General features: G+C 59.2%; 18 protein-coding genes and 1 pseudogene. 10 read left to right on the top strand and 9 right to left on the bottom strand.

The genetic code is table 11. The features are described 5' to 3' along the window. Positions 1-6: 6 nt before the first annotated feature. Positions 7-884 (bottom strand): annotated as a pseudogene (locus N7U68_RS02605) (YicC/YloC family endoribonuclease). A 220-nt stretch (positions 885-1,104) separates the two neighbouring features. Here N7U68_RS02605 and N7U68_RS02600 point away from each other — a divergent pair. After that, positions 1,105-1,773, top strand: a complete 669-nt coding sequence (locus tag N7U68_RS02600) for a PAS domain-containing protein (protein WP_263048146.1) — start codon at positions 1,105-1,107, stop codon at positions 1,771-1,773. Positions 1,774-1,861: 88 nt separating this feature from the next. Here the strand turns inward: N7U68_RS02600 and N7U68_RS02595 are convergent, their stop codons facing one another. Continuing rightward, positions 1,862-3,232 (bottom strand): class II 3-deoxy-7-phosphoheptulonate synthase, encoded by a 1,371-nt coding sequence (locus N7U68_RS02595; RefSeq protein WP_263048145.1) that lies wholly within the window; start codon positions 3,230-3,232, stop codon positions 1,862-1,864. A gap of 174 nt (positions 3,233-3,406) precedes the next feature. Here N7U68_RS02595 and N7U68_RS02590 point away from each other — a divergent pair, with 174 nt between their 5' ends. Further along, positions 3,407-4,408 carry a GlxA family transcriptional regulator gene (locus N7U68_RS02590; protein WP_165192297.1) on the top strand — a complete coding sequence of 334 codons (1,002 nt, stop codon included), beginning with the start codon at positions 3,407-3,409 and terminating at the stop codon, positions 4,406-4,408. Positions 4,409-4,418: 10 nt separating this feature from the next. On the opposite strand, the gene N7U68_RS02585 is transcribed toward N7U68_RS02590, so the two are convergent. The 5 genes from N7U68_RS02585 to N7U68_RS02565 all read right to left on the bottom strand — a co-directional run bounded on the left by N7U68_RS02585 (position 4,419) and on the right by N7U68_RS02565 (position 9,212). After that, a complete protein-coding gene (locus N7U68_RS02585) occupies positions 4,419-4,835 on the bottom strand; it encodes a hypothetical protein (protein WP_263048144.1) in 417 nt (138 codons plus the stop codon). Between the two features lie 60 nt (positions 4,836-4,895). Further along, positions 4,896-5,999 (bottom strand): PQQ-dependent sugar dehydrogenase, encoded by a 1,104-nt coding sequence (locus tag N7U68_RS02580; RefSeq protein WP_263048143.1) that lies wholly within the window; start codon positions 5,997-5,999, stop codon positions 4,896-4,898. A 126-nt stretch (positions 6,000-6,125) separates the two neighbouring features. Further along, positions 6,126-8,054, bottom strand: coding sequence for a 1-deoxy-D-xylulose-5-phosphate synthase (dxs, locus tag N7U68_RS02575; RefSeq protein WP_263048142.1), 1,929 nt, complete (start codon positions 8,052-8,054; stop codon positions 6,126-6,128). Positions 8,055-8,100: 46 nt separating this feature from the next. Beyond that, positions 8,101-8,964: a polyprenyl synthetase family protein gene (locus tag N7U68_RS02570; protein ID WP_263048141.1), complete on the bottom strand. Its 864-nt coding sequence runs from the start codon at positions 8,962-8,964 to the stop codon at positions 8,101-8,103. A 5-nt stretch (positions 8,965-8,969) separates the two neighbouring features. Further along, on the bottom strand, positions 8,970-9,212 hold the full coding sequence (locus tag N7U68_RS02565; protein ID WP_165192301.1) for an exodeoxyribonuclease VII small subunit: 243 nt from the start codon (positions 9,210-9,212) through the stop codon (positions 8,970-8,972). 102 nt (positions 9,213-9,314) lie between these two features. Between N7U68_RS02565 and N7U68_RS02560 the strand changes: the two genes are divergently transcribed. After that, a complete protein-coding gene (locus N7U68_RS02560) occupies positions 9,315-10,289 on the top strand; it encodes a phosphotransferase (RefSeq protein ID WP_263048140.1) in 975 nt (324 codons plus the stop codon). Positions 10,290-10,366: 77 nt separating this feature from the next. Here the strand turns inward: N7U68_RS02560 and lon are convergent, their stop codons facing one another. Continuing rightward, complete coding sequence (lon, locus tag N7U68_RS02555) at positions 10,367-12,778, bottom strand: endopeptidase La (RefSeq protein WP_263048139.1); 2,412 nt, start codon at positions 12,776-12,778, stop codon at positions 10,367-10,369. Between the two features lie 305 nt (positions 12,779-13,083). Continuing rightward, positions 13,084-14,211: a tRNA guanosine(34) transglycosylase Tgt gene (tgt, locus tag N7U68_RS02550; RefSeq protein WP_165197591.1), complete on the bottom strand. Its 1,128-nt coding sequence runs from the start codon at positions 14,209-14,211 to the stop codon at positions 13,084-13,086. A gap of 69 nt (positions 14,212-14,280) precedes the next feature. Between tgt and N7U68_RS02545 the strand changes: the two genes are divergently transcribed. The 7 genes from N7U68_RS02545 (at position 14,281) to N7U68_RS02515 (ending at position 20,704) form a co-directional block, all read left to right on the top strand. Further along, a complete protein-coding gene (locus N7U68_RS02545; RefSeq protein ID WP_263048138.1) occupies positions 14,281-15,972 on the top strand; it encodes a mechanosensitive ion channel family protein in 1,692 nt (563 codons plus the stop codon). 79 nt (positions 15,973-16,051) lie between these two features. Next, entirely contained in the window at positions 16,052-16,945 is an 894-nt protein-coding gene (locus N7U68_RS02540; RefSeq protein ID WP_165192305.1) for an SPFH domain-containing protein, read from the top strand. Positions 16,946-16,947: 2 nt separating this feature from the next. Beyond that, positions 16,948-17,226 (top strand): NfeD family protein, encoded by a 279-nt coding sequence (locus N7U68_RS02535; protein WP_165197593.1) that lies wholly within the window; start codon positions 16,948-16,950, stop codon positions 17,224-17,226. A gap of 124 nt (positions 17,227-17,350) precedes the next feature. Next, entirely contained in the window at positions 17,351-18,751 is a 1,401-nt protein-coding gene (rimK, locus tag N7U68_RS02530; protein ID WP_263048137.1) for a 30S ribosomal protein S6--L-glutamate ligase, read from the top strand. A 100-nt stretch (positions 18,752-18,851) separates the two neighbouring features. Next, the gene (locus N7U68_RS02525) at positions 18,852-19,214 is read left to right on the top strand and encodes an SUF system Fe-S cluster assembly protein (RefSeq protein ID WP_165192307.1); all 363 of its coding nucleotides are present in this window, start codon (positions 18,852-18,854) and stop codon (positions 19,212-19,214) included. A 52-nt stretch (positions 19,215-19,266) separates the two neighbouring features. Further along, complete coding sequence (locus N7U68_RS02520; RefSeq protein ID WP_263048136.1) at positions 19,267-19,896, top strand: MarR family transcriptional regulator; 630 nt, start codon at positions 19,267-19,269, stop codon at positions 19,894-19,896. Between the two features lie 73 nt (positions 19,897-19,969). Beyond that, positions 19,970-20,704: a DUF3307 domain-containing protein gene (locus N7U68_RS02515; RefSeq protein WP_263048135.1), complete on the top strand. Its 735-nt coding sequence runs from the start codon at positions 19,970-19,972 to the stop codon at positions 20,702-20,704. Positions 20,705-20,725: the final 21 nt, after the last annotated feature.

Here is a 20,725-nt window from a genome sequence, read left to right as displayed (position 1 = left end):
TGAGGGCTATTCCACATTCTGCACCTGTTCACGCATCTGGTCGATCACTGCCTTGAGCGCAAGACCGATGGTCGTCAAACTACCCGACTGCGCCTTTGAACACAGCGTGTTGGCCTCGCGGTTGAACTCCTGCATCAGGAAATCCAGCTTGCGCCCAACAGCGCCATCCTGCGTCAGCAGGTCGCGCGCTGCGGTCACATGGGTTCGCAGGCGGTCAATCTCTTCGGTCACATCCGATTTGACAGCAATCAGCGCCAATTCCTGCGTCAGCCGCGCCTCGTCCACGCCGTCGGTATTGTCCATCACCCGCGCCAGCGACGCGCGCAGTGCACTCGCCACCTCGTCCCTCCGTTCTTCGGCAGCGATCACCGCCTCATCCGTCAATCGCGCGACCTCGTCCAATTGCTCTGTCAGAATACTGTGCAACGCTTTGCCCTCGGTGGCGCGCATCTGCTGAAACGCGTCCAGAACCGAATAAAAATCTGCCAACAACACCTTGGATAGGGCGCTGCTGTCCTGATCTGCGCTGGCTGTTTCCAACACGCCACGCACAGACAGTACATCGCCGGGGCGCGCAGGTGCCAGCGACAGCCCCTGCGCCATTGCCCGCGCCTCGACCTCTGCCATTGCGGCCAGAACATCATCGAGCTGCGCCGCGTTTACACGCAACCGCCCCCCTGTTCTTCGGCCTGAATACGCAACCCGACAGAGACATTGCCACGGGCCAGTGCCTTGGTCAGCCGTGCACGCAGCCCGGCCTCCAGCCCGTCGATCCAATCAGGCGCGCGTACACGCAGATCCAGCCCCTTGCCATTTACGCTGCGCAATTCCCAGACCCAAGAATACCCCTCATGCGCGCCGCGTGCCGCGGCAAAACCGGTCATTGATATCAGCAAGCGAGATCCTCCTGGATAGCCAGATCACATCATGCTTCGTGTCCTAAGGGGTTGCCCCAGTATAGGCAAGCATGCGCCACGTCCTATCCTTGGCGCGCGACGGGTTAACCAATTGCAGCGGATTTTAGATAATATCGCTTTGAAATGTGCGATATCTTCAATGCCCCGGACGCAACGCCCGGCGGGACGGATACGAGAGGTGCGTAACATGTATGACGAAGACTGTAGTGATAAGCCCGGTAACCATGACACGGATGATGTCCATCATCTGCACCCATGTCCGAACGAAGCTGAGGATACGCAGGCTATGGAGGCGGTCATCGCCTATTGGCAACGGTGTCGCGTCAACGGTCCTGTACCACGTCGATCTGATATTGATCCGCGCGGCATTGAGCCGCTTTTGTCCAACGCCTTCATCGTCGAGAGGATCGCGCCCGGTCTGGCGCGTCTGCGGGTGGCAGGGGCACATCTGTCGGACCTGTTGGGAATGGAAGTGCGCGGCATGCCGATCAGCGCTTTTTTCAACCCCGACCAGCGCGACGCATTGGCACAACACTTGGTGCAGGTGTTCGATGCTCCCGCCATTATGCACCTGTCGCTGCGATCAGACGGGGCTTACGGCACATCTGCGCTGACCGGCTCTATGGTGCTGCTGCCGTTGGCCAGCGATCTGGGTGATATTTCGCGCGCATTGGGGTGTTTGATCACCCACGGCGACGTGATCCGCGCGCCACGGCGCTTTGACATCACCCACCACCGGACTTCGGCCATCGACCCGGCACTCTCCGCAGAGGTAGGATTCGCCGATACCCGCGCCGACTTCGCCCCCCGAAAGACGTCAGAGCGGCCATACCTGCGGTTGGTTCAGTCCGAATGATCTGGCACTGCGGAAATGAAAAAGGCCGGGCGAAAACCCGGCCTCTTAATACTTTGTTGGTTTAGGCCGCGTTTCGGCCCGGCACCCGTCAAACGGCTTCGACAGCCGGACGTTCGCCGCGCAGACCTGACAGTTCTTCAGCCACTAGAAAAGCCAGCTCCAGCGATTGCGACGCGTTAAGGCGTGGGTCGCAGGCCGTGTGGTAGCGATCACTCAGATCTTCGTCGCTGACCGCACGCACGCCGCCGGTGCACTCGGTCACGTCCTGACCTGTCATTTCGAAATGCACACCACCGGGAATCGTACCCTCGGCCTTGTGAATGCCAAAGAATTCACGAACCTCGCGCAGCACCGCCTCAAAGGGACGGGTCTTGTACCCGCTTGCCGATTTGATGGTGTTGCCGTGCATCGGATCACAGACCCAGACGACGTTGGCGCCCTCTTCCTCTACCGTGCGAATGAGGCGCGGCAGGTGTTCGTTGACGTTGCCCGCCCCGAACCGTGCGATCAATGATAGGCGACCCGCCTCGTTTTTCGGGTTTAGCCGTGCCATTAGCACTTTCAGGTCTTCGGATGTCATCGACGGCCCGCATTTCATGCCAATCGGGTTCAGTACACCACGTGCGAATTCCACGTGCGCGCCATCGGGTTGCCGTGTGCGATCACCGATCCAGATCATATGACCAGACCCCGCGAGCCATTTGCCCGAAGTACTGTCGAGCCGCGTCAGCGCCTCTTCGTATTCCAGCAACAGCGACTCGTGACTGGTGTAGAAATCGACCGTCTGCAACGCTTCGTTGCTGTCACTGTCCAGCCCGGCGGCCTTCATAAAGTCGAGCGCGTCACTGATCCGGTTGGCCATATCACGATACCGCTCGGCTTTTTCGCCCTCGGTAAAGCCAAGCGTCCAGCTATGCACCTTGTGCATGTCCGCATAACCGCCCTTGGAAAACGCGCGCAGCAGGTTCAACGTGCCCGCCGCCTGCGTATAGGCCTGAAGCATCTTGGTCGGGTCGGGAACCCGCGCGCCTTCGGTGAACGCCAGCTCGTTGATGATATCGCCGCGATAGCTGGGCAATTCCACACCGCCCTGCGTTTCGGTCGGCGCGCTGCGTGGCTTGGCAAATTGCCCAGCCATGCGGCCCACTTTTACCACGGGTACCTTGGCCGCGAAGGTCAGTACCATCGCCATCTGCAACATCACCTTGAACGTGTCACGGATCGCATCGGCACTGAACTGGTCGAAACTCTCGGCGCAGTCCCCACCTTGCAGCAGGAACGCTTCGCCGCGGGATGCGGCGCCCAGCTCTGCCTTCAGGCGGCGCGCCTCTCCGGCAAAGACCAACGGCGGAAACTGCGACAGTTTCGCTTCGACCTCGGTCAACGCGTCCGCGTCGATATAGTCCGGCATCTGCACCCGTGGCTTGCTGCGCCAGGTGGTTTTTTGCCATTCTGTCATGGTCTCAGTCTCCGATATGCGTCAGATTGAATTGCTTCTTTAGCAAAGGCGTTTCTGATAGACCATATGGGGATGGTGCAATTTATTGCAATTTAGCTGCCCAAGCCTTGTCATTTGCGACATTTTCGTGAAACACGATCTGAACAAGGGACCGTAACGCAGGAGTGGCATCCGATGGTCGAAATGACGACAAAAGGTCCGACAGGCACCCAGCGTGCCCCACGTCGTTTCGTATTCGTTCTGGTTGATAATTTTACGCTGCTCAGTTTCGCCGCCGCCGTTGAATGCCTTCGCATCGCAAATCGCATGGCTGAACGTACTCTGTATTCGTGGGTCGTTGCTGGCGACACGGAAACAACCATTGCCTGTTCTGCCGGCGCGCGGTTCCAGATTGACATGAATCTGGATGAGCTGACTCGTGACGACACAGTGCTGATTTGTGGCGGGGCAGACATACAACAGGCCACCACGAAACGACTGCTCAGCTGGCTGCGGCGCGAGGCGCGACGTGGGTTGAAAATCGGCGGATTGTGCACCGCGTCCTATGTTCTGGCGCGTGCCGGTCTGCTGGAGGGCAAACGCGCCACGATCCACTGGGAAAATCACGACAGCTTCTCTGAAGAGTTCGAAGAGGTCAATCTGACCAAATCGGTGTTCACCGTTGACGGCAACCGGATGACCACTGCGGGGGGCACGTCCTCTATTGATCTGATGCTCAAGCTGATTGCGGATGACCACGATGAAAAGCTTGCCAGCGCGGTGGCCGATCAACTCATCTACAGCTCGATCCGCACCGATCAGGACACGCAGCGCCTATCTGTGCCGACCCGCATCGGTGTGCGACACCCCAAGCTAAGCCAGGTCATCCAGATGATGGAGGCCAATATCGAAGAACCGATCAGCCCATCAATCCTTGCCAAGGACGCGGGCATGTCCACGCGTCAGTTAGAGCGTCTCTTTCGCCGCTATCTCAGCCGTTCACCAAAACGCTATTACATGGAGTTGCGGCTGCAAAAGGCCCGTAACCTGTTGATGCAGACCGATATGACCGTGATCAACGTCGCACTGGCCTGCGGGTTCTCTTCGCCATCGCATTTCTCAAAATGCTACCGTGCGCATTATGACACGACGCCCTACCGTGAGCGCGGTGCACATGCCTCGCGTCTGTCTGTCTGACATCTGCCGTTTAAAACAGCTCGTTCAACGTGGCAAACGTTGTGTTGAACTTGAAATGCACCGCGATCAATCTGTCTCCACGATCATGCAGAAGTACATAAACATACAGATAACGCAGCCCGGTCCAGTAGACGTATAGCTCCTGCCGCCAGCCGCCGCCCATCTCGTCGATCTTCATCACATCCACATGCTCGAAATCCTGCGGAAACAGGCGGCGTACCCGTTCCTGAAGGCCTGTCAATTCTTGTTCCGTCATCTCGTCCGCGCCGCCAAAGGCACGCATCACGTCCGCGATGTCGCGTGACATGATCAGCCCGTCTAGCGTCGCGCGCATGTCTGCGTAGTCTTTGAAAATCGGCTCGTCGGTCTGTGCGGCCGCTGGCATGGTCAGAACCAAAGATAAGATTAAAGCGAGGAAATATCGCATTCAGAACCTCATAATCTGTAAACTCTATCCGGTCAGCTTGGCATGCGTTCGTCCACCTGACTAGGGAGAAAGTCGAAACAACGCGCCCTGCCCTTCGGACAACACCCAAATTGTGCCATCTGGGGCTTCGCGAATGTCACGGGTGCGCGATGTTTCGTCGCCTTTGATCCGCTCGCGCAATGCCAGCGGCTGGCCTGATAACCGCGCCACATGGCCAAATTTCAATGACCCGACAAAGAAATGACCGCGCCATTTGGGCCAGAGCCGCCCGGAATAGATCATCAACCCCGAAGGGGCGATCGAGGGATCCCAGTAATAGGCGGGCTGCTCCATTCCCGGTTTTGCGGTGCCTTCGCCGATCTTACGACCCGAATAGTGCCGCCCGTAGGAAATCACCGGCCAACCGAAATTCGCGCCCTTGCGGATACGGTTCACCTCGTCGCCTCCTTTGGCGCCGTGTTCGCTGACCCAAAGCTGCCCTCGCAGGTCCAATGTGGCACCCTGCGGGTTTCGATGGCCATAAGACCAGATTTCGGGCTGCGCCCCTGCTGTCCCGACGAACGGGTTGTCACCGGGCACACGTCCGTCCCGGCTGATCCGCAGGACAGAGCCGTTTTCGCGCCCCAGATCCTGCGCTGACGGCCTGTCACCGCGCTCGCCTACCGTGACAAACAACATACCATCGCGTCCTTCGACCAACCGCGAGCCGAAATGACGCCCGCCGCTGCTACCTCTTTCCATCTCAAAGATCACTCGCCAGCCGGTCAGGCTACTTGCATCGCCATTCAACCGGGCCGTCGCAACGGCAGTACCTGACCCGCCACCCGGCTGTGCGAGCGCATGACTGAAATAGAGCTGCCGACTTTGTGCAAAGTCGCGCGGGACCAGAACATCCAGCAGACCGCCCTGCCCGTTCACGTCCACCGGCCCGACACCGCCCACTGCACGCCGCTGACCATCCGTCCCGACATACCATAGGCGACCGCGCTTTTCGGTGATCAAGACCCCGCCTCCGGGCAGAAACCCGAACGACCATGGCGACTTCAGTCCGCTTGCGACTGTCTCCACCTTAAGCCGACCTGCGCTGCTGTCGAGCGCAGCCGCAGGGGCAGCCAGCCCCAGCAAGAAAACCGGCAGGAATATGAGGGTGTTCAGTACGCGCATTTGCAAACCTCCGTATCGTACCATCTACGAAATGGAGGGATTGGCCTCAAAGTCCAGCATGTAATTATCAACTTTATTCACAGGTCCCTGTGGATAAGTCTGTGGATAAATTTACAATACCCAACGTCAGGCGCGTTTTCCAGATATCTGTGCAACGCCCAGAACATCCAGTACCTTGGCCTCAATTTGCGCGGCATCCATTCCGGCAACCTTGTACATGTCTTCCGGGCTGGCCTGATCAATGAAAATGTCAGGTAGCACCATCGAGCGGAATTTCAGGCCGCTGTCGAAAACGCCCTCCTCGGCCAGCAACTGCGCAACATGACTGCCGAACCCGCCGATCGCGCCTTCTTCAATCGTAATCAGTGCCTCATGTTCGCGCGCCAATCGCAGGATCATGTCGTGGTCCAGAGGTTTGGCAAACCGCGCGTCGACGATGGTGGGCGCAATGCCCTTGGCGCCCAGGCTTTCCGCCGCGCGGCGAACTTCGCCCAATCGCGTGCCAAAGCTGAGCAACGCGACCCGAGTACCCTCTTGGATCATCCGTGCCTTGCCGATTTCCAGCGGTACACCGGCCTGGGGCATTTCCACCCCTTCGCCTTCGCCACGCGGATAACGGAATGCGATGGGACCATCATCATGCGCCGCCGCCGTCGCAACCATATGCACCAATTCGGCCTCGTCCGCTGCGGCCATGACCACGAACCCCGGCAGGTTGCTTAGAAACGCGACATCGTAGCTGCCTGCGTGGGTCGCTCCATCGGCCCCGACCAACCCGGCGCGGTCAATGGCAAAGCGTACCGGCAGGCGCTGGATCGCAACATCATGCACTACCTGATCATAACCACGTTGCAGGAATGTCGAATACAGCGCGCAGAACGGACGCAAGCCGCCCGCCGCCATGCCCGCAGCAAATGTCACCGCATGTTGCTCTGCGATTCCCACATCGAAACACCGGCTTGGGTATCGTTCGTTGAACAGGTTCAGCCCGGTCCCGTCCGGCATCGCGGCCGTGACGGCGCAAATCCGGTCGTCGCGAGACGCGTGTTCGACCAATGCTCGACCAAAGACTGACGTGTAGCTCGGTGCGTTGCTGGGCGCTTTCTTTTGCTTGCCCGACACCACATCGAACTTTGCCGTGGCGTGACCGCCATCGCGCGCCTCTTCGGCCGGGCCATATCCTTTGCCTTTCTTGGTCAGAACATGGATCAGGATCGGTCCCGTTGCGCGCTGTTGCACCGTACGCAACACCGGTAGCAGCTGATCCATATCGTGACCATCAATCGGTCCGACATAGGAAAACCCCAACTCTTCAAAGAGCGTGCCGCCTACGGCAAAACCTTTGAGCAGATCTTTGGCCCTGCGCGCGCCCTGTTGGAACGGCCCCGGCAATAACGACACAGCGCCCTTGGCCGCCGCTTTCAGTTCCTGAAACGGTGCCTCGGCATAAAGTCTTGACAGGTATGATGAAAATGCCCCTACCGGGGGTGCAATCGACATCTCGTTATCGTTCAGGATGACAATCAGCCGCTTTTTCAGATGCCCGGCATTGTTCAACGCCTCGAACGCCATGCCTGCGCTCATCGCACCGTCGCCGATCACGGCGATGGCATCACCATGTCCGGTCTCGCTTGCCCCGCCCAGATCGCGCGCCACGGCAAATCCCAGTGCCGCGCTGATCGAGGTCGAGCTGTGCGCCGCACCAAACGGGTCATAGGGCGATTCGCTGCGCTTGGTAAAACCGCTCAGCCCGTCCTTCTGCCGGATCGTGCGAATGCGGTCACGCCTGCCGGTCAGGATCTTGTGCGGGTAACATTGGTGGCTCACGTCCCAGATGATCTTGTCGCGCGGCGCGTCAAAGATCGCATGCAACGCCACAGTCAACTCGACCACGCCAAGGCCCGCGCCCAGATGGCCTCCGGTTTCGCTGACCGCGCTGACGGTTTCACTGCGCAGCTCATGCGCCAGTTGCGTCAACTCCGCGTCGCTGAAACGCTTCATGTCTGAGGGGCTGCCAACACTGTCAAGCAGCGGTGTTTCTGGGCGGTTCGACATTAAATGGCTTGCCTCCGTCGGCGTACGGGTTCCGGGCTGGCTATGTTCAGCTCTCGCGCGAGATAACGAAACGCGCCAATTGCTGCAAGGTTTCCGCGTCCTTACCGTAAATAGATAGAGCATCCACAGCATCGTCAACCAGCGCGGCGGCGCGGCGCTTTGCCCCATCCAATCCCAATAGCGACACAAACGTGGCCTTGCCCGCAGCAGCATCCTTGCCCACGGCCTTGCCCGCGGCGTCGGCATCTCCGGTCACGTCGATCACATCATCCTGAATTTGGAACGCCAGCCCGACAGCGGCAGCATACCGCCGCAGCGGATCGGTATCGGCCCCTGCCATCCGCGCGCCGCATGTCGCCGCCCAGTCGATCAAGGCCCCGGTCTTGCCAGCCTGAAGGGCTGTGATCTGCGCGATGTCCAGCGGCTCTGACGCAGTTTCGGCCGCAATATCCAGTGCTTGCCCCAGAACCATGCCTTGTGCCCCTGCCGCCTTTGCAAGGTTCAGTGCCAGTTCCGCGCGCACCTCTCCTGCACCAACGTCGGGATGCGTGGTCAGTTCAAACGCCAGCGCCTGCAATGCATCACCGGCCAGAATTGCGGTCGCTTCATCCCAGCGGATATGCACCGTCGGTTGCCCGCGGCGCAGCGCGTCATCGTCCATGGCAGGCAGGTCATCATGGACCAGACTATAGGCATGCATCGCCTCGATGGCCGCTGCAGGCCACAGCGCCCGGTCCGCGCCCACACCGTGCAGCCGTGCCCCCTCGATCACCAACATAGCGCGAATGCCCTTGCCACCCGTAACGGCGTAACGCATCGCCTGCGCAACCGGGGCATCCCCAATAGCGGTGAGCACATGCGCCAGATGCGCCGCGACCGCACGCTGCGTTGCTTCCAGCTTGTCCTGCACAGGCGTTACTGCGCCTCGACCGGAGTTGTTCCGGTGGGTTGACCGCTGGCATCCAGAGTGATCGCCGCAACTTTCTCTTCTGCTTCTTTCAGTTTGTCTTCACAGCGTTTTTTCAATGCCGCACCGCGTTCGTACAAGGTGATTGACGCATCAAGCGCGACATCGCCGCGCTCCAGTTGGCCGACCACCTGCTCCAGCTCGGTCATTGCCTCTTCAAACGTCATTTCCGAAACCGACTTATCGGCCATTGGCGATGCCTCCCTGCTGGCTGAATGTCCGGGCACCTTAGCGATGCACGAGGTCGGGTTCAATTCGGTTGACGGCCTTTCGCTGTTCGGCTCAATTGAGGCATGACGCAGCCCGAATTCACCCCTCCTTCAGCGGATTTTGACAGTGCAATGGTGATTGCCCACCAGTTGGAATCGGCGTGCGCGACTGACCCGCGCGTGGCACAGATCAAACCGCGCGCTCTGATCCGCCATGTAAAGGGGAAACGGGCCATCTTTCACGCCGAGTTCGAGGGGCACGACGCCGTGGTGCGCTTGTTCTTGTCTCCGGACGACGACACCGCAGCACGCGAATGGGACGAAATGCAGCGTCTCTGGCCATATATGAGCGAAGGCACCCTGCGCATCGCCCGGCCGCTCTTTGCCTGTTCTGCGCACGGTATTGTGGTCACTGCGGCCGTCCCCGGCACCCCGTTGTTGGAGCATCTGTGGACATTGGACCCTGCCGACCGGTCGCCCTACCTGCCCGCAGCTGCGGATTGGTTGCGCAAAAGCACAGCGATGAGCGAAGGCTGGCGCGTCGCCTCGGCCAAAGGCTGGCTGCGTCGCGCGCGTGCCGCGTCTGAGAAACAGCCATGGGCGCATCTCGCAGAACTGGAATCTCGCATTATGACCGAAATGGCGCGACTGGCTGGGCAGATCGAAAAAGCCCAATGGCGCACAGCAATCAGCCATGGCGATTTTCACCCCAACAACCTGATTGCAAAAGAAAACCAACTTACCGGTATCGACATTGGCGGCTCGCGGCGGATGCCCATTTACAAGGATATGGCGCGGTTTCTGATGCATTTGGGGCGACGGCGCGTCGACATGGGTAGCCCGCTGATTTACGGTGTTAGTCGCGCAGGGTTCGAGGCATTCTGCGCCGCCTTCCAGCTAGAGCCCGTCGAACGCAATACGTTTCTGCCGTTCATGCTGGGGTTCGAGGCGTTGATCCGGGTCGAAACAGAATCGCTGCCCGCCTCGCGGATCAGACGAGCCGAAAAGGCCTATGGCGATCTGCTCGCGGATTTGCGGCGTAACGCGACACCTGCATAAGCCGACCTCCAGATACGCCGCCTCACACAAAAAAGGGGCGCCATAAGCACCCCTTTTCAATATCTTATTGCAGTAACTTAATGTGCTGTCGCACCGCTGCCCTTACTCTCGTTCTTGAGCGCGGCTTCGGCGGCGGCGGCCTCTTCGGCGGCCTCATCCCATTCGATGGGTTCTGGCACTTCGGTCAGCGCCAGACGCAGCACATCGCGTACATGGGTCACCGGAATGATCTCCATCCCTTGCTTCACATTCTCAGGGATTTCCACCAGATCCTTCTCGTTTTCCTGCGGGATGATCACGGTCTTGATCCCGCCGCGCAACGCCGCCAGCAGCTTTTCCTTCAACCCGCCAATGGGCAGCGCATTGCCGCGCAACGTGACTTCGCCGGTCATGGCGATGTCCTTGCGCACCGGAATACCAGTCAGAACCGACACGATGGATGTGACCATTGCCAGACCCGCTGACGGTCCATCCTTGGGTGTGGCCCCTTCGGGGACGTGAACGTGGATGTCCCACTTGTCAAAGCGCGGCGGCTTGATCCCCAATGTCGGTGCGACCGAACGGACATAGCTGGACGCCGCATCGATCGATTCCTTCATCACATCGCCCAGCTTGCCGGTGGTTTTCATCCGACCCTTGCCCGGCAGACGCAACGCCTCGATGTTCAGCAGTTCACCACCGACCGACGTATAGGCCAGCCCGGTGACGACACCGACCTGATCACGTTCTTCGGCCAGTCCGTATTTGAACTTTTTCACACCAAGGAAATCACCCAGATTGTCAGCGTCCACACGGATGGTTTCGGCCTCTTTCTTGATGATCTTTGTCACCGCCTTACGCGCCACCTTGGCAATCTCGCGCTCAAGGTTCCGCACGCCCGCTTCGCGCGTATAGTGCCGGATCATACCGGTCAGCGCGTCATCGGTCAGCTCAAACTCGTTCTTTTTTAGCCCGTGGTTCTTGACCTGCTTGCTCAACAGGTGCTGCTTGGCAATCTCGCGCTTTTCGTCTTCGGTATAGCCCGCCAGCGGGATGATCTCCATCCGGTCCATCAATGGTCCCGGCATGTTGTAGCTGTTCGAAGTGGTCAGGAACATCACGTTCGAGAGGTCATATTCGACCTCCATGTAGTGATCCACAAAGGTAGAGTTTTGTTCCGGATCCAGCACTTCGAGCATCGCCGACGCCGGGTCACCCCGAAAATCCTGTCCCATCTTGTCGATCTCGTCGAGCAGGATCAGGGGATTCGTGGTCTTGGCCTTTTTCAACGCCTGAATGATCTTACCGGGCATGGATCCGATATAGGTTCGCCGATGGCCGCGGATCTCGCTCTCGTCCCGGACGCCGCCGAGCGAGATACGGATGAATTCGCGACCCGTGGCACGCGCCACGGATTTACCCAAGGAGGTCTTGCCCACGCCCGGAGGGCCGACGAGGCACATGATCGGCCCCTTCAGCTTTTTCGAACGTTGCTGCACCGCGAGGTATTCGACAATGCGTTCCTTGACCTTCTCCAGACCATAGTGATCGTCGTCGAGGATCTTCTCCGCACGGCTCAGATCTTTCTTGACGCGCGACTTGGTGCCCCACGGGATCGATAGCATCCAGTCGAGGTAATTGCGCACTACCGTCGCCTCGGCACTCATGGGGCTCATGTTCTTGAGCTTTTTCAGCTCGCCCTCGGCCTTTTCGCGCGCTTCCTTGCTCAGCTTGGTTTCCTTGATGCGTGCTTCCAGCTCGGCAATCTCGCCTTCGCCCTCTTCGCCATCGCCCAGCTCCTTCTGAATGGCCTTCATTTGCTCATTCAGATAATATTCCCGCTGGGTGCGCTCCATCTGGGATTTGACGCGGGTCTTGATCTTCTTTTCGACCTGCAAGACGCTCATTTCGCCCTGCATCAGGCCATAAACCTTCTCCAGCCGCTCGGAAACGGACAGCGTTTCCAGCAGTTCCTGCTTTTGCTCCACCTCGATGCCCAGATGACCCGCGACCAGATCGGCCAGCCGCGCGGGCTCTTCCGAGCCGGACACAGCCGCCAGCGCCTCTTCGGGGATGTTCTTCTTGACCTTGGCGTAACGCTCGAACTCGTTGCCCACGGTGCGCAACAGCGCCTCAATCGTGGCAGCGTCACCCGGCATCTCGGTCAGATACTCGGCACGCGCTTCAAAGAAGTCTTCATTCTCAAGGTATTCGACGATCCGCACCCGCGCGACACCCTCGACCAGCACCTTGACCGTGCCATCGGGCAGCTTCAGCAGTTGCAGCACATTGGCCAGAACGCCTGCCTTGTAGATACCGCCAACCTCGGGGTCATCCTCGCTGGGGTCGACCTGACTGGAGAGCAGGATTTGTTTGTCATCGGCCATCACCTCTTCTAGCGCGCGCACGGATTTGTCGCGGCCAACGAACAGCGGCACGATCATGTGCGGGAACACCACGATATCGCGCAGTGGCAGCACCGGGTAAGAGGAATTGAGGGGCTCTTGCATGCTCTTTCCTTTGCAATGCCCGGGTCTGTGCCCGGGTCTTTATTGGCAAGAGGGTCCGGCCCCGCCTGGCGGCAGCCACGCCCTCTCCGTTACAGGAGGTTAATCTGGGGCGCGCGTGCACCTGTTTCAACCTCGGTCGGGGCACAATGCCCGCCCCTGCACCGCTCAGCAAGGGCGATCCGTTCACAAATGGCGTGAAATTTCAGCAATCGTGGGGCAACCCTTGCCGCAAATCGATTTCTCAAATGTCTTTCAATGTTCTTCACGATACTCAACACCGTCCCGGCGTAATACCACGTCCACGTTCAAATCGGGATGATATCGCCTTTGGTCCGCTGCGCGTGAAATCCCTCCTGCCAAGCGTCAAAGGTGCCTTCTGAGATCGCATCGCGCATCCCAGACATCAGTTCCTGGAAGTAATGCAGGTTATGCCATGTCAGCAGCATGCCACTGATCATCTCGTGGCTGCGAAAAACGTGATGCAGATATGCACGGGAATACCCCGTGCAGGCGGGACATGTGCAATCTTCATCCAGCGGGCGCGGATCATCCGCATGACGCGCATTTTTGATGTTCACGACGCCGCGCCGGGTAAAGACCTGACCCGTCCGGCCAGAGCGTGACGGCAATACACAGTCCATCATGTCAATCCCGCGCGCTACGGCACCCACGATATCATCGGGCTTGCCCACGCCCATCAGGTAGCGCGGCTTGTCCTCCGGCAGCTGATCCGGCGCAAAGTCCAGCACGCTGAACATCGCCTCCTGTCCCTCGCCCACAGCCAGTCCGCCGACCGCATAACCGTCAAAACCAATGCCGCGCAACGCCTCCGCACTCTGCCCGCGCAGGTCTTCGTCCAACCCGCCCTGTTGAATGCCAAAGAGGGCATGACCGGGCCTGTCACCGAACGCATCCCGAGACCGCGCCGCCCAACGCATCGACAGCTGCATGCTGGCCTCGATCCGCTTGCGATCGGCAGGCAGCGCCGGGCATTCATCGAAACACATCACGATGTCACTGCCCAGCAGACGCTGTATCTCCATCGACCGTTCCGGTGTCAGGCTATGCTTTGATCCGTCGATATGGCTTTTGAACGTAACGCCCTCTTCAGTCAGCTTACGCAGGCCGGCGAGGCTCATCACCTGAAATCCGCCGCTGTCCGTCAGGATCGGGCGGTCCCAGTTCATGAACTTGTGCAATCCGCCCAGCCGGTCAATCCGCTCTGCCGTGGGGCGCAGCATCAGGTGGTAGGTGTTGCCCAGCAGGATGTCCGCCCCGGTGGCGGCAACGCTTTCTGGCAGCATCGCCTTGACGGTCGCGGCGGTGCCGACGGGCATGAAGGCAGGCGTACGTATCTCGCCGCGCGGGGTGCTGATCACGCCGCTGCGCGCGCGCCCGTCACGGGCCTTGAGGTCAAAGGAAAATCGGGTCATGGCCGCGCTATAGGCTTTGGCGCGCGGGCAGGCAATGGGAACAAATGCGCGCATTTGGTGTTGTGTCATATGACACTGCTTATCCGGCACTACGCCAAGGGACACCGCATCATGCTCCGACTGTCGCGCCTCGGGGCGCAGATTGCCCTGATCTGGGTACTGATCTCGTCCGCTGCCGCTCAGGATGCCGCCTTCGATGTGCCACCCCTCAATGCTGGTCTGGGCACGCCTCCACCCAGTCTGGACCGAAGCACGCCACAAGGCACGATCGAGAGCTTTCTGGAATTGGGCCATCAGGGGAGTTTCGCTGAAGCCGCACACCTGCTTGATCTCGGTGACATTCCCGCTCCGAACCAGCCGCTGGCCGGACCGTTACTGGCCGAACAACTCTTTGTCGTGATGGATCGCAAGGTCGTCATACCATGGGACCGGCTGCCTGATCGCCCTGATGGATGGCTCAGCGGCCCCAGTGACAACGAGGCTGTCGGGCGGGTGCGCCGCTCGATCGTGCTTGACTGGCTCGATCTTGGGTATCGCGAAGTGCCAGTCCGCCTGAACCGGGTTGCGCCCGCGACCAGCGACGCGGTTTGGGTGTTCGCCCGCCAAAGCGTCGGCAACATAGGCGCGCTTCACATGCGCTATGGACCGACCAATCTGGAAAAAAGGCTGCCTGCATGGTCTCGTCAGCGCGCCGTGGCGGGCATGTACCTGTGGGAAGTTCTGTTTTTACCGCTGCTGGTGATCGTATCGGCGCTGGTCGGGTGGTTGGCATACCGCATTGTCGGCGGGTTTCAACGGCGACGCGATACCCGTCTAACCCGCGCCATCGTACGGGCTTTGCGCTGGCCCGCCACCATCGCCATCACGGTAGGGTTCATCGGCTTTGTGACACGCAATGTGATGGTTGTGTCTGGTCTGCTTGACAGCTTCGTCAGCCCGGCCGTGGTGATCGGCTTTGTCACCGCCGTAACCCTCGCTGTCGTGCTGATCATCGACGAAGTGCTCGACCACATCAGCCAGAACAATCCGCATGAACTGGCCGAACCCGAAAACGCGCATCTGCGCAACATGGCCACGACCATATCGGCGGCACGTAAATTCATCATTGTAATCGCCGTGATTACCGGGGCCGGGCTGATCCTGAGTTCTGCCAACACGTTCGAGACCTTGGGTCTGTCACTGTTGGCCTCCGCCGGCGCGCTGACCATCGTGTTGGGCTTTGCCGCGCGCGAGGTGCTGGGCAATATTCTGGCATCCGTGCAAATCGCGATGAACCGGTCCGCGCGGATCGGTGACCAGTTGATTTTCGAGGGCCATTTCTGCACGGTTGAACGTATTCATTTCACTTATGTCCAACTCGCTATCTGGAACGGTAATCGCCTGATTGTGCCAGTCAGTTATTTTGTCAGGGATGCGTTTCAAAACTGGTCGATTGAGGATGTCCGAATGATCCGCCTGATCGAACTGACACTGGCGCAGACGGCGGATGTTGACGCCCTGCGCGACTTCTTTTTCGACAAGGTAGAGACAGAAGATGGCGAAGATACGGGACCATTGGACAAGGCGAAGGTAATGGTGACCGGACAAGACGTGTTCGGACAAAAGGTCCTCTTTGGTCTGCCGACCTCCGATCCCGCCATGTCTTGGGCGATGGAATGCAAAATGCGCGAACAGCTATTGGAAAAGGCCCGAGAAATAGAACGCGAGACAGGCCGTCAGATGCTGCCGTCAGAGAATGTGCAGGGTCTGCCTACGTCCTGAGACATCTCAGAACCGTTGCAGTTTTCCAGAACTGAGGCCATATCTCTTGCATTGGCACCCAATGTAAGGACGATCAGCCTTGGATATTGATACGCTGCTCAGCGATCTGCTGGAACAAAATCTGCTCTATCTTCTCGGTGCCGTGCTGTTGGTCGTTCTGGCGATCAAGGCCGTCAAGATCGTACCGCAATCCGAACAGCATGTGGTCGAACGCTTCGGCCGCCTGCATTCCGTTCTCGGGCCGGGAATCAACCTGATCGTGCCCTTCCTCGACCGGATCGCACACAAGATTTCAATCCTCGAACGGCAACTGCCGACCGCCAGTCAGGACGCCATCACCAAAGACAACGTGCTGGTGCAGGTCGACACGTCGGTTTTCTACCGGATCACCCAGCCGGAAAAAACCGTCTACCGTATCCGCGACGTCGATGCCGCGATTTCGACCACCGTGGCCGGGATTGTCCGTGCCGAGATCGGCAAGATGGACCTTGATGAGGTGCAGTCGAACCGGAATGAACTGATCGCGACGATCAAGGTACTGGTCGAGGATTCCGTTGATGACTGGGGTATCGAAGTCACCCGCGCCGAAATCCTCGACGTCAATCTGGATCAAGCCACGCGCGACGCCATGCTTCAACAGCTCAATGCCGAACGCGCCCGCCGCGCGCAGGTGACCGAGGCCGAAGGCCATAAACGCAGTGTCGAGCTGAACGCCGATGCAGAACTCTATGCTGCCGAACAGATCGCCAAGGCACGCCGCATTCAGGCCGATGCCGAAGCCTATGCCACCTCTGCCGTGGCGCAGGCGATTGCCGCTAACGGGCTGGAGGCAGCGCAATATCAGGTCGCGTTAAAACAGGTCGAGGCGCTAAATGCGCTGGGGGCCAGCCCCGGATCATCCACCATCGTTGTCCCCGCCAGCGCGCTTGAGGCGTTCGGTGACGCATTCAAGATGCTAAAGGGCAAATCGTGACCCTGTCCGCCGCACTCTGGTCGCTGTGGTGGGTGTGGATTGCCGCCGCGCTGGTGTTGGCGATTGTCGAGGTCATGCTGCCCGGATTTCTTTTTCTGGGCTTTGCCATCGGCGCAGCACTTGTCGGGCTGTTGCTGGCCGTAACGGGCGGCGGCTGGGGCCTGCCGCTGTTACTGGTGATTTTTGCCGCGCTGTCGCTGATCGCATGGGCGGCACTGCGCCGCACGTTTCGTTTACGCGAGGGGCAAGTGCGCTACTTCGAGGACGACGTGAATAAATAGACGACGAGGAATATTTTTCCCGCCGCGCTACGTAACGTATGTCCGAAATCCTGGGTTACGCCCCCTGCGAAACCCTTTACCCTGCCCCGAATCGCAGCCCAGAGAAATTCAACAGGAGCCACCTATGTCCCCATCCGAGCCGGTTGAACCGTTGCAATTCGGTTGGGAGGAATGGGTCGGATTACCGGATCTGGGTGTGCCCGCGATCCGGGCCAAGGTCGATACCGGTGCTCGTACCTCGGCGCTTCATGCGTTCGATATCGAAACCTTCGGACCTGTGGCAAAACCCAAAGTCCGCTTTACCGTGCATCCCATTCCGGGGCGCGATGATCTGATCATCCCGTGTTCGGCACCGATCATCGACCGACGCGATGTGACCTCATCAAACGGCGAAAAGGAATCGCGCTTCGTCATTCAGACGAACCTTTCGGTGAACGGTGACCATTGGCCGATAGAGATTACGCTGACCAACCGGGCGGGGATGAACAGCCGGATGTTGCTGGGTCGGCAGGCGTTGAAGGATCATATCTCGATCGTCGCGACCGACCGGTTCCTGCAGCCCGAACTCAGCTATGATGTCTATCACACAGCCAAGATGCGCCAATCCGCACCTGATCGTGCGTTGCGTATCGCGGTGCTCAGCCGCGAGGATAACTATTCGACCCGCCGTCTGGTCGAAGAGGGCGAAAAGCGCGGTCATACGGTCGAGGTAATCAATACCACCCGCTGTTATATGGCAATCAACGCGATGGCGCCCGAAGTGCACTACGATGGCAAACGCTTGCCACGTTTCGATGCGGTGATCCCACGCATCGGTGCGTCGATCACGCCCTATGGTGCTGCAATCCTGCGCCAGTTCGAAACCATCGGCACATGGTGCGTCAACGGCAGCACCGGCATCGTCGCCAGCCGGGACAAGCTGCACGCCCATCAGATCATGGCCCGCGCCAAAATCGGTATGCCCAACACGGCCTTTGCCGCCAGCCCACGCGATACTGGCAACATCATCGGCCTCGTCGGCACGGCCCCGTTGATCGTGAAACTGCTGGAGTCGACCCAAGGCAAGGGTGTCGTGCTGGCCGAAACCCGCAAGGCGGCGGAATCGGTTATTGACGCCTTTCGCGGGCTCAAGGCGAACTTTCTCGTGCAGGATTTCGTCAAGGAAGCCGCCGGAGAGGATATTCGATGTCTTGTGATCGGTGGCAAGGTCGTGGCCTCGATGAAACGCACCGGTGCAGAGGGCGATTTTCGCTCGAACCTGCATCGCGGCGGTAGCGCCAAATCCGTGCGTATCACCAAGGAAGAACGCGATACCGCCCTGCGCGCGGCCAAGGCTTTTGACCTGAACATGGCTGGCGTTGATCTGCTGCGCGCTGAAAAAGGCCCCAAAGTACTAGAGGTCAATTCCTCCCCCGGCTTTGAGGGGATCGAGGGGTCGACGGGCAAGAATATCGTCGGCACGCTTTACGAGATGATCGAAACGCGCGTGCGTCCCGCGCCGATCCGCCGACGCAAGGTCAAGTAACCGTTGCGCCCTTGTTGCGACCTCTCGTCACTGCCGGTGCTCTGGACGTGGGCTGCAGTAATCCCTATATGTTTGCTCAGGTAACGCAGCAGGCCCCAACATGACAGAGAACCCGCAGCCCTTTGAAGGCATTCCCCTGATCGCCCCGTCCAGCACCGACCATCCGCAATATGATGCGATCGTCGAGGCGTGCCGCAGCGTGTTCGACCCCGAGATTCCGGTAAACATCTATGATCTGGGTTTGATCTACACTATCGACATCGACGCCGAAAACGCGGTCAAGATCGTGATGACCCTGACCGCCCCCGGCTGTCCTGTGGCGGGCGAAATGCCCGGCTGGGTCGCGGAAGCGGTGGAACCTCTGGCCGGTATCAAACAGGTCGATGTGGAACTCACGTGGGAACCGCCCTGGGGCATGGACATGATGAGCGACGAAGCGCGTCTGGAACTGGGGTTCATGTAGGGCGCAAGCGTTTTGGCTTGCATTTTGTAAAAGCAAGCTGTATAGCTTGCGTATGAAGTGGGCTGTACTTACCGGTGATATCGTAGCTTCCTCCGAAATCGATCCTGATGCACTGGACGAAATCATGCGGAGCATACAAGAGGTTTCGTTGGAAGCTTCCGGCTGGGGTCACACCGGCGACGATGAAACCATAACAGGATTTGATCGGCGTGGTGGCGACGGATGGCAGTTGGCGACTAACCGTCAGGGCTTTGCACTCAGACTTTCCCTTTACATCCAAGCACGCCTTCGCCTTCTCGGGCCAGACTATGCGACGCGCATCGCTATAGCTACGAGCGAAGGTGAGGCGCTTGATCAGATGATGGCAGATCTCAACAGCGCGCACGGAATTGCCTTCACTGCATCCGGTCGCCTTCTAGAGGAATTGACTGGCCATACGCTAATGGCACATGCTCAAGGCGGGGCAGTCGATGCCGCATTTAGACTGGCTGACCATATTTCGCAGAGCTGGACTCAGGCGCAGGCGCGCTCGCTATGTCTGACACTTCCGCCTGACAGCGGCCCCCGTCGCGTTGCGGCCGAATCGCTCGGAATCTCCAGACAAGCTGTCGATCAGGCATTGAACAGTGCCGGTCTCCCGGCTCTCATTGATGCGCTCGAAGCCATAGAAAGCGAACAATGAAAAAGCGAAAGCCAAATGGCTTGCGATCTTCAAACGCAAGCTCAAACACTTGCGTTGATTAAGGGGAAAATACATGATCGCCACCCTCTCCGCGCTGCTTTTCGCCCACGTCCTCGCCGATTTCGCGCTCCAAACCGACTGGATCAACGCCAACAAATCACGCCCGCTTGTGATGCTCCTGCATGGTGGCATCGTCTGGCTCACGGCCCATGCAGCCTTGGGCACTCCCTACGATCCGATCCTGACAACCCTCGCTGTCACACATGTGGCAATCGACGCGACCAAGATACTGGCCGCGCGGCAATATAACCGGTTTCGCGGGTTTTCCGCCTTCATGGCCGATCAGGGCACGCATGGCTTAACACTACTGGCAGCCGCCTATATTGCCCCGACGCTATGGCAGGATGGCGCTTGGGCGCACCACCCCGGCCTTTTGCCGCTCTATGCGCTGCTGACCGGGTTCATCCTCAGCATCACCGCAGGCCAATACGCGGTCGGGCTGCTGATGCGTCCCCACAGCCAGCGTATCCGCAATAACGGGCTGCGCGATGGCGGGCGGCTGATTGGTGTGCTGGAACGTGGGCTGATCTATCTGCTGATCCTTGCCAACCTGCCACTGGGCGTCGGTTTTCTGATCACCGCCAAATCCATTCTGCGCTATGGTACCGCCACGCGCGATCAACGCACGGCAGAATATGTCATCATCGGCACGCTCGCATCGGTTAGTTGGGCGATTGCTGTCGCGCTGGGCACGCAACTGTGGCTTTCTGCCCTGCCCCCGCTTGAGATCGCGACGCAGGCACATTAGGTCTGAACTCAGAAGCACGAG

This window comes from Roseovarius pelagicus, assembly GCF_025639885.1.
GTDB lineage: Bacteria > Pseudomonadota > Alphaproteobacteria > Rhodobacterales > Rhodobacteraceae > Roseovarius > Roseovarius pelagicus.
This window is presented reverse-complemented; position numbering and strand designations above follow the sequence as displayed.

Bases quoted from the DNA above. Each gene is read 5' to 3' on its own strand.
- dxs (WP_263048142.1), bottom strand. From the start codon at position 8,054: ATGTCGAACCGCCCAGAAACACCGCTGCTTGACAGTGTTGGCAGCCCC.
- N7U68_RS02525 (WP_165192307.1), top strand. From the start codon at position 18,852: ATGACAGAGAACCCGCAGCCCTTTGAAGGCATTCCCCTGATCGCCCCG.
- N7U68_RS02585 (WP_263048144.1), bottom strand. From the start codon at position 4,835: ATGCGATATTTCCTCGCTTTAATCTTATCTTTGGTTCTGACCATGCCA.
- N7U68_RS02595 (WP_263048145.1), bottom strand. From the start codon at position 3,232: ATGACAGAATGGCAAAAAACCACCTGGCGCAGCAAGCCACGGGTGCAG.
- N7U68_RS02600 (WP_263048146.1), top strand. From the start codon at position 1,105: ATGTATGACGAAGACTGTAGTGATAAGCCCGGTAACCATGACACGGAT.
- lon (WP_263048139.1), bottom strand. From the start codon at position 12,778: ATGCAAGAGCCCCTCAATTCCTCTTACCCGGTGCTGCCACTGCGCGAT.
- N7U68_RS02580 (WP_263048143.1), bottom strand. From the start codon at position 5,999: ATGCGCGTACTGAACACCCTCATATTCCTGCCGGTTTTCTTGCTGGGG.
- N7U68_RS02520 (WP_263048136.1), top strand. From the start codon at position 19,267: ATGAAGTGGGCTGTACTTACCGGTGATATCGTAGCTTCCTCCGAAATC.
- N7U68_RS02560 (WP_263048140.1), top strand. From the start codon at position 9,315: ATGACGCAGCCCGAATTCACCCCTCCTTCAGCGGATTTTGACAGTGCA.
- rimK (WP_263048137.1), top strand. From the start codon at position 17,351: ATGTCCCCATCCGAGCCGGTTGAACCGTTGCAATTCGGTTGGGAGGAA.
- N7U68_RS02590 (WP_165192297.1), top strand. From the start codon at position 3,407: ATGGTCGAAATGACGACAAAAGGTCCGACAGGCACCCAGCGTGCCCCA.
- N7U68_RS02515 (WP_263048135.1), top strand. From the start codon at position 19,970: ATGATCGCCACCCTCTCCGCGCTGCTTTTCGCCCACGTCCTCGCCGAT.
- N7U68_RS02565 (WP_165192301.1), bottom strand. From the start codon at position 9,212: ATGGCCGATAAGTCGGTTTCGGAAATGACGTTTGAAGAGGCAATGACC.
- N7U68_RS02545 (WP_263048138.1), top strand. From the start codon at position 14,281: ATGACACTGCTTATCCGGCACTACGCCAAGGGACACCGCATCATGCTC.
- tgt (WP_165197591.1), bottom strand. From the start codon at position 14,211: ATGACCCGATTTTCCTTTGACCTCAAGGCCCGTGACGGGCGCGCGCGC.